The 13,206-nt window shown below is 43.5% G+C and carries 12 protein-coding genes; 8 read left to right on the top strand and 4 right to left on the bottom strand.

The window, feature by feature from the left end:
* The first annotated feature begins 179 nt into the window (after window positions 1-179).
* Window positions 180-857: a toxin-antitoxin system YwqK family antitoxin gene (locus E5A76_RS15890; protein ID WP_161119512.1), complete on the top strand. Its 678-nt coding sequence runs from the start codon at window positions 180-182 to the stop codon at window positions 855-857.
* A gap of 217 nt (window positions 858-1,074) precedes the next feature.
* On the opposite strand, the gene E5A76_RS15885 is transcribed toward E5A76_RS15890, so the two are convergent.
* The 3 genes from E5A76_RS15885 to E5A76_RS15875 are packed head-to-tail and all read right to left on the bottom strand — an operon-like array spanning window position 1,075 to window position 4,993.
* Window positions 1,075-1,920 carry a DmsC/YnfH family molybdoenzyme membrane anchor subunit gene (locus tag E5A76_RS15885; protein WP_053987757.1) on the bottom strand — a complete coding sequence of 282 codons (846 nt, stop codon included), beginning with the start codon at window positions 1,918-1,920 and terminating at the stop codon, window positions 1,075-1,077.
* Window position 1,921: 1 nt separating this feature from the next.
* Window positions 1,922-2,539 (bottom strand): DMSO/selenate family reductase complex B subunit, encoded by a 618-nt coding sequence (locus E5A76_RS15880; protein WP_161119511.1) that lies wholly within the window; start codon window positions 2,537-2,539, stop codon window positions 1,922-1,924.
* Between the two features lie 9 nt (window positions 2,540-2,548).
* Window positions 2,549-4,993, bottom strand: coding sequence for a DmsA/YnfE/YnfF family dimethyl sulfoxide reductase (locus E5A76_RS15875; protein WP_161119510.1), 2,445 nt, complete (start codon window positions 4,991-4,993; stop codon window positions 2,549-2,551).
* Between the two features lie 310 nt (window positions 4,994-5,303).
* On the opposite strand from E5A76_RS15875, the gene E5A76_RS15870 reads away from it, so the two are divergent.
* The gene (locus E5A76_RS15870) at window positions 5,304-5,885 is read left to right on the top strand and encodes a TorD/DmsD family molecular chaperone (protein WP_161119509.1); all 582 of its coding nucleotides are present in this window, start codon (window positions 5,304-5,306) and stop codon (window positions 5,883-5,885) included.
* Window positions 5,885-6,412, top strand: a complete 528-nt coding sequence (locus E5A76_RS15865) for a 4Fe-4S binding protein (RefSeq protein ID WP_237459144.1) — start codon at window positions 5,885-5,887, stop codon at window positions 6,410-6,412. Before E5A76_RS15870 ends, E5A76_RS15865 begins: the two co-directional genes overlap by 1 nt.
* A gap of 17 nt (window positions 6,413-6,429) precedes the next feature.
* Here E5A76_RS15865 and E5A76_RS15860 read toward each other — a convergent pair whose 3' ends face one another.
* The gene (locus E5A76_RS15860) at window positions 6,430-7,314 is read right to left on the bottom strand and encodes a LysR family transcriptional regulator (RefSeq protein WP_161119508.1); all 885 of its coding nucleotides are present in this window, start codon (window positions 7,312-7,314) and stop codon (window positions 6,430-6,432) included.
* Between the two features lie 106 nt (window positions 7,315-7,420).
* Here E5A76_RS15860 and E5A76_RS15855 point away from each other — a divergent pair, with 106 nt between their 5' ends.
* The 5 genes from E5A76_RS15855 to btsR all read left to right on the top strand — a co-directional run bounded on the left by E5A76_RS15855 (window position 7,421) and on the right by btsR (window position 12,812).
* Window positions 7,421-7,960, top strand: a complete 540-nt coding sequence (locus E5A76_RS15855) for a nuclear transport factor 2 family protein (protein ID WP_161119507.1) — start codon at window positions 7,421-7,423, stop codon at window positions 7,958-7,960.
* A gap of 14 nt (window positions 7,961-7,974) precedes the next feature.
* Window positions 7,975-8,505 (top strand): peroxiredoxin-like family protein, encoded by a 531-nt coding sequence (locus tag E5A76_RS15850; protein ID WP_053987763.1) that lies wholly within the window; start codon window positions 7,975-7,977, stop codon window positions 8,503-8,505.
* A gap of 267 nt (window positions 8,506-8,772) precedes the next feature.
* Window positions 8,773-10,257, top strand: coding sequence for a carbon starvation CstA family protein (locus E5A76_RS15845; protein ID WP_161119506.1), 1,485 nt, complete (start codon window positions 8,773-8,775; stop codon window positions 10,255-10,257).
* Window positions 10,258-10,380: 123 nt separating this feature from the next.
* Window positions 10,381-12,051, top strand: coding sequence for a sensor histidine kinase (locus tag E5A76_RS15840; protein ID WP_053987765.1), 1,671 nt, complete (start codon window positions 10,381-10,383; stop codon window positions 12,049-12,051).
* A 32-nt stretch (window positions 12,052-12,083) separates the two neighbouring features.
* Window positions 12,084-12,812 (top strand): two-component system response regulator BtsR, encoded by a 729-nt coding sequence (gene btsR / locus E5A76_RS15835; RefSeq protein ID WP_161119505.1) that lies wholly within the window; start codon window positions 12,084-12,086, stop codon window positions 12,810-12,812.
* The last annotated feature ends 394 nt before the right edge of the window (window positions 12,813-13,206 follow it).

The following is a 13,206-nucleotide window of genomic DNA, read 5'->3' as shown; positions in this document are numbered from 1 at the left end:
TTTTATATTCTATATAAATATATTTAACTGAAACATTTTGAAATATTTTTAGTGCACAGTGAGTAAGATCTTATCTCTCACGATGTGACTAACTTTTGATACCACTGTTTCATTGTGCCATTGCAGCAAATAGATAGGCATATACTCAATTTATCACTGGCGTAATATGGAGTAGCACGATGAAACTTATCCCCATGCTGATCGCAATGTATTTGCTGCTGTTTCCACTTTTATCGTCTGCTGCAACCCAAAAGAACTACTACCCCACCGGTGAGCTAAGAAGTATAGATAATTACGTCAATGGTCGACTCGAAGGACCTCGCATCGGGTTTTACAAAAGTGGTGCAGTCAGAACCAAAGGTTATTTCAAAAAAGGTAAACCTGAGGGGATGGTTAAAAGCTATTACGAGAATGGTGCATTACAGCTTGTCGGCTATTTTCGTAACGGTAATCCTCAAGGGATCAGCAAAATTTATTACAAAAGTGGCGCATTAAAATACGAGGAGAACTATGTCAACGGACAAACTCATGGGCTACTGAAAGCTTACTATGAGAACGGTGTGATTAAGCTTGAAGAGAACTATGTTTATGGCAAGCCACAAGGCAGTTTAAAAGGCTATTATGATGATGGTACTTTGGAGTTTGAGGAAAACTACCTAAAAGGCAAACTCCACGGCACAGCTAAAAGTTACTTTAGAAATGGCAAGGTAAAGATTGAAGAGTTTTATGTCGATGGCAAAAAAAACGGGGTGGTAAAGATCTATAACAAGCAAGGTGAGCAAATTGGTCAACAGCGTTATCAAGACGATAAGTTATACCCAAGTGACTTCAAGATGCCTGATTCAGAGCGTCCTTAGCTCTCAGACTTTGTTAACTATTCTCAATGTAGAACCACTATATCTTCGAATCGTTGCCGCGCCTCAGAACTAAGGTCGTCTCACTGAACACTGCATATTGAGGTTGCTTGGGTATTATTGAAAGTCGAAAATAAAAAAATGGATAGAAGCTCTCGCCCCTATCCATTGTATTTTCAGCTTATCACTTACGCTCACATGCTCTTATTATTTCGGAGCATTACATACCTGCGCTTAAGTGCATGCCGTAAAACATGCCACGACCGATTAGCTCTGCTACTACAATCATGGTAAACGCCATTGCCATCGGAAGTACTGCCACTTTCTTACGCTGAACCACTGGCAATAACCACAACACCATTGCAACTACCGTTAAAACGATACGGGTTAACTGTAAGCTTGTGTGCTCAGGTACGACGGCTAATGCAGTCGTCACACTGGTTTCAATGCTTGCAAGGTGCGATGAAAGCAACATCACAACCATCACGACTGCGAACATGCCAACCAGCCCCATGATAGGTAACAGCTTGTTCGCCGCTGTGCTGTCATGTTTTGCTACTGATAACAATAGTTGTGCTAATGCCGTACCGCTGATCAGCATGGTGATCATAAATGCCGCAGGTGTTAATGGTGTGTACCATGTTGGTACGGTATCGATCATGTAAACCATGGTCATGGCATACATAAAGGCAACACCCACCAGCATTGCGCCCACCATAAAGGCTTTGCGAATTGCCACACTGCCAAGCTTTAATACTGACAATAACCAGAACATGCCACCTAAAGCAAAGAACGCACTGCCCGTTGCAATTTCATTTGATAGCCAAGAGCTACCCAACATGTTTAAAGCATTCATTGCACGCAATGGGCTACCAAGGTGCATGATAGAAGCTAGAAAGCCCACGCCCATGATCGCCCATAAACCGAACATCGCTTGATGTAGACGCTTTTCCGCTGCCAGCGATAACTGTTTTGTTAACATCATGGTGGCTAACACTAAAAATGCACCTACCGATGTTTGTGCCAATACCGTAAAAACGATAAGCGGCCATTCATGCCATGCCATATTACACTTCCTTCGGGTTAGCCAAGTGACCTGTGGTATCTCCACATGGACGCGCATGGCGGTTCGGTTTAATGATGATATTTGGTTGGGTTAGTGATGCTTTTGGTAGCGGTGCTACTTCTGCGCCATTACCGTATTTGGCACGTAGCTCAGCAATAGGACCAAACTCCAATGCACGTAGCGGACAAGAATCCACACAAATCGGCTGTAACCCTTGACCCACACGCTCGTAACAACCATCACACTTGGTCATGTGACCTTTTTCAGCATTGTATTGTGGTGCGCCATAAGGACATGCCATACCGCAGTACTGACAACCGATACATTTTTCAGTATCAACTACCACAAAACCGTCTTCTTTACGCTTGTGCATTGCGCCACTTGGACACACCTTGGTACAAGCTGGTTTAGTACAGTGGTTACACGCAATAGATACGTAGTAAGAGAACACGTCTTGACGCCATGTGCCGTTATCTTCTACCCAATTACCACCTGCGTATTCATACACCCGACGGAAGTTAACACCCACATCTAAGTCTTTGTTGTCTTTACAAGAAAGCTGACACGTTTTACAACCGGTGCACTTACTTGAATCAATATAAAAGCCGTATTGTTTCATGCTTTAACCTTATGCCTTTTTCACCAGTTGAACTTCCACTAAGTTAGTGTGCTGTGGGTTACCTTTCGCCAGCGGACTTGGACGCTGTGACGTTAATACGTTGATACAGCCACCTTTATCGACTTTGCGTTTATCAGGGGCATACCATGCGCCTTCACCCAACGCGACCACACCCGGCAGAATACGCGGCGTCACTTTAGCTGGAATTTGGGTTTCACCACGTTCGTTGAAGATACGGATCAAATCGCCATTTGCGATACCGCGTTGCTGAGCATCAATCGGGTTGATCCACATTTCTTGACGTGCCGCTTCTTTGATCACATCAACGTTGCCGTAGGTTGAGTGACAACGGGCTTTGTAGTGGAAACCTGTTAGCTGCAATGGGAATTGCTCACGTTTCTTCGAGTCCCAACCATCAAACGTCGACACATAAATCGGCAATGGGTGGATCACTTCATCGTCTTGTAGCTCCCACGTTGCCGCAAGGTGTGCTAAACGCTCAGAGTAGATCTCAATCTTGCCCGATGGTGTCGTTAATGGGTTCTTCTCTGGATCTTCACGGAAGTCTTTATAAGCAACAAAATGACCGTTTGGATCACGACGCTTGTAGATACCGAGCTTACGCATGGTTTCAAAATCAGGCAGTGATGGATCTTGCTCACGGGTTAATGCATACAAGTGACGTAGCCAGCCTTCTTGATCGCGACCTTCAGTAAATTGCTCGCCCACGCCCATACGTTTTGAAATCTCAGCGCAGATCTCGTAAATACCTTTGGCTTCAAATTGCGGTTCAATCGCTTTATCAGCAAAAATGAAGTACGGCATGTTGGCCGCTTTGGTATCCATACAGAAATCAGATTGCTCTGAGGTTGTTAGATCCGGCAGTACGATATCGGCATATTTAGCAGATGACGTCATATGGTTATCAATCACCACAATCAGCTCACAGGCTTTGTCGTCTTGTAAAATATCGTGAGTTTTATTGATGTCAGAGTGCTGGTTAATCAAGCAGTTACCGGCGTAGTTCCAGATCATCTTGATGGGTGATTTAAGCTGTTTAACACCACGAACACCATCACGTAGATCGGTCATCTCGGTGCCGCGTACAATCGCATCTGTCCATAGGAACATTGGGATCGACGCTTCAATTGGGTTCGTTAAGGTTGGGAAGCGGACAAACGGAATATTGTAGTCAGATTCACGCGCACCAGTACCACCACCGTTAATGCCCACGTTACCCGTTAGCAGTGCCAACATTGCGATTGCACGACAAGCAATTTCACCGTTAGCTGTACGCTGTAAGCCCCAGCCTTGCAGTACTGCACAAGGTTTGGTTGAGCCAATTTCACGGGCTGTTTTAATAATGGTATCAACTGGAATGCCCGTAATTTGTGCCGCCCACTCAGGGGTTTTCACAATACCGTCCGCACCTTCACCTAAGATATATGACTTGTAGTCACTCTTAGCTGGTGCTGATGCTGGTAGGGTTTTCTCATCGTAACCGACACAGTATTTATCCAAAAATGGCTGATCGACCAAATCTTCTTTGATCATCACGTACGCCATCGCAGCAACGAATGCAGCATCAGTACCAGGACGAATTGGGATCCACTCATCTTCACGACCACCAGCAGTGTCGGTGTAGCGAGGGTCAATCATGATCATGCGCGCTTTTGAACGCTCTTTTGATTCCATTAAGTGATGGATCAAACCACCGCCCGACATACGGGTTTCAGCAGGGTTATTACCGAACTGAACAATCAGCTTGGTGTTTTCAAGATCAGAGAACGAGTTACCTGCGCCCCAACCACCGTAGGTGTAGTTAAGACCTTCTTTAATTTGTGCTGTTGAGTAGTCGCCGTAGTGATTTAAGTAACCACCACATAGATTCATCATACGTGCCACAAGCGATCCCGCTGGTGGCCATGATTTAGTCACGGTGCCACCCAGCGTACCTGTACCGTAGTTCAGGTAGATCGCTTCATTGCCATGATCTTTGATGATTCGCTTCATGTTATTAGCGATTTCATCGTAAGCCTCATCCCATGTAATACGTTTGAATTTACCTTCACCACGATTACCGACACGCTTCATTGGGTACTTCAAGCGATCTGGATTGTAAACACGACGACGCATTGAACGACCACGTAAACACGCGCGCACTTGGTGATTACCGTATTCGTCATCACCTGTGTTATCGGTTTCTACCCATTTGATTTCACCATCAACCACGTGCATACGTAATGGACAACGGCTACCACAGTTTACGGTACACGCACTCCAGACGATTTTCTCGTTCACTGCTTGCTCGGTGGCTGCAGCAACAGGGCTAGATTTAAATGGCAGGGTCATGGCGCTGGCAGTCGCAGCCAATCCACCGACAGCACTCGACGTTTTCATAAAATCACGTCTTGAGAGACCACCGGAAATCATTGCTTTCAGTGTGTTTTTCATAGGACAACTACTCATCAAAAATGCGAAAAGACTCTCGCGGTCTTTTTCTGGGCGTCCTTTTACACTCAAAGCGGAGGGTGAAATATTGCGCTCAATCAATAAAGCGTATTCGCAATATAAAATTCCATCATTGTTAAGTTAAAACTGAGAAGTTAGTCACAAAATTTTATAAATTTAAATTATCTAGAATATTTAACAGGTTATTAATCATATAAATAAATATATCAGCACCCTGACTTTTTTGATTTAGCGCAATTTTTTCCTCGTATTAACTGGGTATGCTCCGCCAAAAATTTATAAAGTTGAAATAATGCATTACGAATCTACACTTTTTCGCCTTCTTGGTGGCTTATTGTTCTACTCACCACGCTCAAACAACGGCTCCACCATTCTGCAAGCCTTCACTGAACAAGATGATGATTTATTAAAAAATATTGCAGCACTTACACACGCTGTTAACAGTGACGAGCTTGAATCCGATCACTTCCATTTGCTGCAAGGTAGCGGTGATATGCCGTGTCCACCTTGGGGATCGGCGTATTTAGATAAAGAAAATGCCCTGTTTGGCTCATCGACTTTGCAATACCGAGAGTTTACTCGCCAGCAAGGTTTCACCTGCGATACCGGTATGCGAGAGCCTGAAGATCACATTGGTTTAATGCTGATGTTGGTTTCAATATTGCTGGAACAAGAGAATCAAACAGCGGCGAATGAATTACTCTGTGAGCACTTAATGCCCTTTGCCCCTTTCATGCTAGAGAGCATGCAGCAACACGCAAAAACGGATTTTTACCAACAACTTGCCGCTTATACGCTGGCATGGTTAACCATCTATTGTGAAGAACAACAATTGGAAATCGTGAACCGTCATAACTACTGGCAAGAGGCGTAATGATGAGACACGATAGTGCTGAGTTAATGCAGCAAGAGAGCGAAGTAAACCACAGTCGTCGTGGTTTATTTCGTGCGCTATCTCGTGGTGTTTCACAATCGGTTGAAACCCCAGAGGCAGTAACGATAAATGCAGGAAGACCGCTTGGCGCTGTTGAAGAAAGCCTATTTACGCATCTTTGTGATCATTGCTCAGCATGTGTGAGCGCTTGCCCACAGAATATCTTAACTATGGGTAACCATGGGCCGGTCATGGATCTGAGTTGTAACCATTGCACCTTTTGCCAAGCTTGTATTCATGCTTGCCCAACTCAAGCACTTAATACTCTCAGCATTACAGATACCGGCTGGCGTCCAACTTTTAGCAAAAGCTGTAACGCCAAAATTTTTGATAATTGCCAAGAGTGTATTGATGATTGCCCGAAACAAGCACTCAGCCTGATTGCTAACAGCACACCTATTTTAAATGATGATTGTAATGGCTGCGGTGAATGCCTATCGAGCTGTTATATCGGGGCGGTGTCTTAATTTATCTTCTCTGACTGTTATTGAGTTAAGTGCTGCTTTAAAAAATCAATAAAGCATTGAATGCGATAAGGAATATAAACATCTTTTGGGTACACCGCATACATAGGTAGTGTTTGCTCTTGGTATTCAGGTAACACTTCCACTAATTTACCCTGTGCTAATCCTTGAGATGCCATCCAAGGCGGAAAAATCCCAACGCCTAAACCACATAATGTCGCTTCTAATAACACATCACCATCATCGCATTTCAATGCCCCACTGACAGCCACCGCATGGGATTGTCCATTGCCTGTTAGCGTCCACGTTTGCTGTGCGCTTAAACGAGAATAAAGCAAACATTGATGCTTGGCTAAGTTAGCGGGTATTAAGATTGGCTCCGATTTATTAATATAACTCTTTGATGCGTAAAGCTTAAGTGGGTTATCCATCAAGTGGCGCGCAACCAGATTGGAATCTTCGAGTTTGCGGGCGCGAATGGCTAAATCTACCCCTTCAGCAATTAAATCCACATGACGATCACTGACTAATAGCTCAACCGAGATATTCGGATATTGCGCAAAAAACATTGGCAGTAATGGGGTTAATAAAATGCGCCCGAATGCAACAGGTACTGCGATACGAATATGTCCCGCCAGTTGCTGAACATCATCATGAAGGCTGGCTTCTGTTTCCTCTACTTGTGCCAAGATCCGTAAACAACTTTCAAAATAGCGGCTCCCAGCAGGTGTAAGGGAGTGATCTCGACTACTACGTTTAAGTAACTTAACGCCTAGGCTCGTTTCTAATGCGGCAATCCGTTTACTGATCGTCGTTTGCGTCGTATTTAATTCTCGTCCTGTGGCTGAAAAACTGCCCGTTTGTACCACTCGCACAAACGCTTTCATGGCTTCAAATCGATCCACTTAATTATTCCAAAATTGAATAGATGGTATTCACACTACCATAGTTCTCAAACTTTTTCGCATAACTATACTAAGCCTCAACAACACAAAATAAGAGACTAACCCAATGGATATGCAACAAAAACTTCAAGAACTCCTAGATAAACAAGCCATTACTGAAGTGATGTATCGTTTTGCTCGCGCCCTTGATCGTGTCGATGGGACTTTAATGAAAGAAACATATTGGGAAGATGCGATTGAAGAGCACCAAGATCCTATTTTTCCTGAACTATTCTTTTACAACGACAACGCACACAAATTTGTCGATCCTGCAATGGAAGGTTTTAAGCAGCTTAAAGCAACTCAACATCGTATCAGCAACCCGTTAATTGAAATTGAGGGCGATAATGCGACTGCGGAATGTTATGTCTGGGCATATCATCTTCATGAAGAAAATGGTGTCGATAAAGAAGGTATTTTAGGTGGTCGTCATCATTTCAAATTTGAACGTCGTAACGACATTTGGAAGATCAAACATCGCTCAACCGTCTTTGACTGGAACCAAAACCAAGTAGCAACTGCGATTTGGTCGGAAAATTACGATGATAAATACAAAGGCAAACGCGATAAAACTGATGAAAGCTATCAATATCTAACTCGTCAATAACTAAGGAATTTACCATGACACAGCAAAAGTTTTTAGCTGGCGCAACATTTCCAGAGATTCAAGTACCAACGCTAGAGGAAGAAACCATCACATTAGGTAAACCCAATACGCCATTTGATTGGAAAATGGTCGTGGTTTATCGAGGACAACACTGCCCATTATGTACCCGTTATCTGAACGAGTTAGAAACGTTAGCCGCTGAATATAATAAGATTGGCGTTGATGTGGTTGCCGTTTCTGCCGATAGCAAAGCGCAGTTAGAGCAGCATAAAACCAAGTTAAATGTGAGCTACCCATTAGCCTATGGGTTAACCGTAGAACAAATGCAGCAATTAGGGCTATATCTATCGGTGCCACGATCTGAAAAAGAAACCGATCATGTCTTTGCCGAACCCGCTATTTTCGTGATTAACGCAGAAGGCAAAGTCCAAGTATTAGATATGTCTAACGGCCCATTTGCACGTCCAGATCTTAAGGTACTGTTACAAGGTTTAAGCTTTATTCGTAACCCAGAAAATAACTATCCAATCCGTGGTACTTATTAACCCTACCTCCAAGTGTTCGCCAAATCACTTAGGTGCAAGACGAGACTTAGGTATCTTTATTAAAATAGCTATCTGGTTGCCTAATATCATTTAACCATGATAGCTATTTATCGCCTCTACTTATTCTCACTCCCTAAACCACTCATTCCTCATAACAACCACTCATCGCACTATTCTGCCACTCACGTATTGAGCGCATGCAGTAAATATAAGAGGCGAATATCATACGTCCTAAGCTTCCCAAACACTCAATTAAGGACAATTGCTATGATGTGGTTTCTCACCTGTGTCGCAGCCCTCATTGGCGGCTACTTCATTTACGGTGCTTTCGTAGAGAAAGTATTCGGCATCAATGAACAACGTAAAACCCCTGCTCATACCAAAACTGATGGTGTCGACTTTGTTCCGATGTCGACCAAACGTGTTTACCTTGTTCAGCTGCTCAACATTGCTGGCGTTGGTCCTATTTTTGGTCCGATCATGGGTGCGCTATATGGTCCTGCCGCTATGCTTTGGATTGTAGTGGGCTGTATTTTCGCAGGTGCAGTACACGATTATTTCTCAGGTATGTTATCTATCCGTAATGGCGGAGCTTCAGTGCCAAGCATTACAGGTCGCTACTTAGGTAATGGCGCAAAACATTTTATGAACATCTTTGCCATTGTCCTATTGCTGCTTGTGGGTGTGGTGTTTGTTTCTGCTCCTGCCGATATGATCACCAATCTAATCAACGAACAAACAAGCCTAACGGTTAACGTTACTACCATGGTTGTACTGATCTTCGGCTACTACATTCTAGCGACGATTGTGCCTGTTGATAAAATCATAGGTCGATTCTACCCACTGTTTGGCGCACTGCTTATTTTTATGTCGGTTGGCCTAATGACTGCGATTGCGTTCTCTAGCGAACACACTGTAATGGGTGATTTCAAAGTCAGTGATATGCTTACTAACCTAAACCCAAATGACATGCCGCTATGGCCTGCACTGTTTATTACCATTGCGTGTGGTGCAATTTCTGGCTTCCATGCAACACAATCTCCACTGATGGCGCGTTGTATGCACAACGAGAAAAACGGCCGTTTCGTATTCTACGGTGCGATGATCGGTGAAGGTGTGATTGCACTGATTTGGTGTGCTATTGCGCTGTCTTTCTTCGGCTCGCTTGAATCACTATCAGAAGCGGTGAAAAGTGGTGGCCCTGGTAACGTAGTTTACAGTGCATCTTTTGGTTTATTAGGCACATTCGGTGGTATCTTGGCTTTCCTTGGGGTGGTGATTCTGCCAATTACCTCTGGTGACACAGCGTTTCGTTCAAGCCGTTTGATCTTGTCTGAATACTTCAATGTTGAGCAAAAAACACTGCGTAATCGTCTACTAATGGCTGTGCCACTGTTTGTCCTTGGTGGTATCTTAACTCAGGTTGATTTCGGTATTATCTGGCGTTACTTCGGCTTTGCTAACCAAACCACAGCGGTAATGATGTTGTGGACAGCTTCAGCTTACCTATTGCGTCATAACAAGCTGCACTGGATCACCACAGTTCCAGCAATCTTTATGACTACAGTGTGTGTGACTTTCATTTTAAACAACAGCACCCTTGGTTTTGGTCTACCAATGCAGATCTCAACCATTGCAGGTATCGCTTTCTCACTCTTTGTGACTGGTTATGTGATCAAAATATCGAAAGGCAAAGGTGAAACGGGTTTAGCAGATGAAGAGCAAGCACCAACAACCTCTGAAACAGCTTAACAATCAGTAAACTCAATCCCTCCGTCATTGATATGATCATGATGTAATAGTAAGAGCCTGCTCAATGCAGGCTCTTTTTGTTTACCTTACAATCTCGGCATTCTTTTCAAGGTTAGGCTCACCATGGAACTGGTTCTCTCCCTATTACAACAATTGTGTGTTTACTTAGTGCTGGCGTATATGCTGAGTAAAACCCCGATATTCTTACCTCTACTGAGTATTTCTTCACGCCTTAGCCACAAAGTAATTTGCTACTTACTGTTTTCAAGTTTCTGCATTCTTGGCACTTACTTTGGCTTACATATCAACGATGCGATTGCGAACACCCGTGCTATTGGTGCTGTCATGGGCGGCTTATTTGGCGGCCCTGTGGTGGGTTTTGCGGTTGGTTTAACGGGCGGTATTCATCGCTATACCCTTGGTGGTTTTACCGATCTTGCCTGTACTATTTCGACCACAGCCGAAGGCTTGATCGGCGGTTTACTCCATGTTTACCTGCTTAAGCGTAACAAAGGCGCATTGTTATTTAACCCTTGCATGGTATTTGGTGTCACCTTTGTCGCTGAAGTGGTGCAAATGCTCATCTTGATCACAGTTGCCAAACCTTTCGAGCAAGCCTATGAGCTGGTTTCTACCATTGCGGTTCCGATGATCATTGCCAATTCCGTGGGTGCCGCATTGTTTATGAGTATTCTTCAAGATCGTAAAACGATATTTGAAAAGTATTCAGCCACGTTTTCTCGTCGCGCTTTAACCATTGCTGATCGCTCGGTGGGGATTCTAAGCACAGGCTTTAACAGTAAAAACGCCAATAAGATCGCACGTATTATTTATGAAGAAACCAAAGTCGGGGCTGTAGCCATTACCGATCAGGAAAAAATCTTGGCTTTTGTCGGTATTGGGGATGATCACCATCAACCCAATACTCCGATTTCATCGCAAAGTACCTTAGATTCGATGGCGCAAAATGACATCATCTACCTCGATGGGCGTGAACATCCTTATCAATGCTCATTAGCATCTGATTGTAAGCTGGGATCGGCTCTGATCATTCCGCTACGGGCAGGTAATAAGGTAGTCGGTACGATTAAACTTTATGAGCCAAAACGTAAGCTCTTTTCTACCGTCAATATGTCGATGGCAGAAGGGATTGCGCAGCTATTGTCGAGCCAAATTCTCTACGGTGATTACTTACAGCAACAAACCTTATTATCACAAGCGGAAATTAAGCTGTTACATGCGCAAGTGAACCCTCACTTCTTGTTTAATGCACTTAATACCATCAGTGCGATCACCAGACGCGATCCTGATAAAGCCCGTGAGCTTATTCAAAACTTATCGCAGTTTTTCCGCAGTAACTTAAAGCAAAATATTAATACCGTGACGCTACGCGAAGAGTTAGCGCATGTGAATGCCTACCTCACAATTGAGAAAGCCCGTTTTACTGATCGCTTAACCGTCGATATTGATATTCAAGATCCATTACTCGATACAATATTGCCAAGTTTTACCCTGCAACCTCTGGTCGAGAATGCCATTAAACACGGTATTTCCGAGATGTTAGAAGGCGGCACAGTGAAAATTTATAGCCAGCCTCACCCACAAGGTAATGAAATCATCGTTGAAGATAATGCCGGTAATTATCAGCCACCAGCAGATAACCATGTTGGTTTAGGGATGGAGATCGTCGGTAAACGACTATCCAATCAATTTGGTCGTGATTCAGCGCTAAAAATTGCCTGTGAGCAGCACCAATTTACCCGAATAAGCTTTATTATCCCCCACGCACAATAAGTACAATCAAAGCACATAAAAGGTCATGTTGGATGTTAACTGCGCTGGTCATTGATGATGAACAATTTGCCCGTGAAGAGCTGGCTGAGTTATTAGAAGAAACAGGTCACATTGATGTGATTGGAGAAGCGGCTAACGCCATTATGGGGCTCAAAAAAATCAATGAGCTAAAACCGGATGTGGTGTTTTTAGATATTCAAATGCCGCAAGTCACAGGCATTGAATTACTCGGTATGTTAGATCCCGACACCATGCCATATGTGGTGTTTGTGACCGCTTACGATCAATATGCGATTCAAGCCTTTGAAGATAACGCGTTTGATTATTTACTTAAGCCTGTTGATCCTAAGCGTTTAACCAAAACCGTTCACCGTTGTCATAAAGCGATCACGCAATCAGCCCAACCACAAACAGTGTCAGCCCTTGCACCAGAAAAGCTAGAGCAAATCCCTTGTGTTGGTCATAACCGTATTGTGATCATCGCAACTAACAATGTTGAATGTGCTTACAGCGATATCAGTGGTGTTCATGTTCGTGCCAGTGAGCAAACCGCAAGCACGCAACTGACCCTAAAAACCTTAGAAGAAAAAACGCCACTGGTGCGTTGTCATCGCCAATATCTCATCAATATTAAAGCGATCAGCGAGATTAAATTGCTGGAAAATGGACTAGCAGAAATCATCACCACAACAGGGTTTGAAGTACCTATCAGCAGACGTTACCTCAAACCCCTAAAAGAAATGCTTGGCATTGTAAGTTAGCCTCGTCTTTCCCATTCATGCATAAACATCAACGATCTCGTTATTGCTAATAATCAATACTGAGATCGTTGTCTGCACCCCTTCGCTTATCAGTATGTTTTTTTGATACCAAAACACTTGAACCTGATGTGACCAAGGTGTGATTTAGTCCCAATCATTCTTATCATTTTCTGCCTAACTCAGCAGCATTAAGAACAACCGCATCACAACAACCACTTGATATGGCTATTTTTTGAACGTTCAAAGCGTCATCAGAACTATCGAAACAAGACAAAAAATACACGTTCAAAATAAAAAACCATCACTCACTTAGCGATTTAACACAAGCAAAATAAAGCTAACAAACAATTGATATTAAATAACTTTTTAGTAAGCACATTAAAGTTAGGCAAAA

The sequence above is a fragment of the Photobacterium lucens genome, from assembly GCF_009873615.1.
Classification (GTDB): Bacteria; Pseudomonadota; Gammaproteobacteria; order Enterobacterales; family Vibrionaceae; genus Photobacterium; species Photobacterium lucens.
This window is presented reverse-complemented; position numbering and strand designations above follow the sequence as displayed.

What these genes read in the sequence shown, in the direction of transcription:
- E5A76_RS15890 (WP_161119512.1), top strand. Translation starts at nt 180, where the DNA reads ATGAAACTTATCCCCATGCTGATCGCAATGTATTTGCTGCTGTTTCCA.
- E5A76_RS15885 (WP_053987757.1), bottom strand. Translation starts at nt 1,920, where the DNA reads ATGGCATGGCATGAATGGCCGCTTATCGTTTTTACGGTATTGGCACAA.
- E5A76_RS15880 (WP_161119511.1), bottom strand. Translation starts at nt 2,539, where the DNA reads ATGAAACAATACGGCTTTTATATTGATTCAAGTAAGTGCACCGGTTGT.
- E5A76_RS15875 (WP_161119510.1), bottom strand. Translation starts at nt 4,993, where the DNA reads ATGAAAAACACACTGAAAGCAATGATTTCCGGTGGTCTCTCAAGACGT.
- E5A76_RS15870 (WP_161119509.1), top strand. Translation starts at nt 5,304, where the DNA reads ATGCATTACGAATCTACACTTTTTCGCCTTCTTGGTGGCTTATTGTTC.
- E5A76_RS15865 (WP_237459144.1), top strand. Translation starts at nt 5,885, where the DNA reads ATGATGAGACACGATAGTGCTGAGTTAATGCAGCAAGAGAGCGAAGTA.
- E5A76_RS15855 (WP_161119507.1), top strand. Translation starts at nt 7,421, where the DNA reads ATGGATATGCAACAAAAACTTCAAGAACTCCTAGATAAACAAGCCATT.
- E5A76_RS15850 (WP_053987763.1), top strand. Translation starts at nt 7,975, where the DNA reads ATGACACAGCAAAAGTTTTTAGCTGGCGCAACATTTCCAGAGATTCAA.
- E5A76_RS15845 (WP_161119506.1), top strand. Translation starts at nt 8,773, where the DNA reads ATGATGTGGTTTCTCACCTGTGTCGCAGCCCTCATTGGCGGCTACTTC.
- E5A76_RS15840 (WP_053987765.1), top strand. Translation starts at nt 10,381, where the DNA reads ATGGAACTGGTTCTCTCCCTATTACAACAATTGTGTGTTTACTTAGTG.
- btsR (WP_161119505.1), top strand. Translation starts at nt 12,084, where the DNA reads ATGTTAACTGCGCTGGTCATTGATGATGAACAATTTGCCCGTGAAGAG.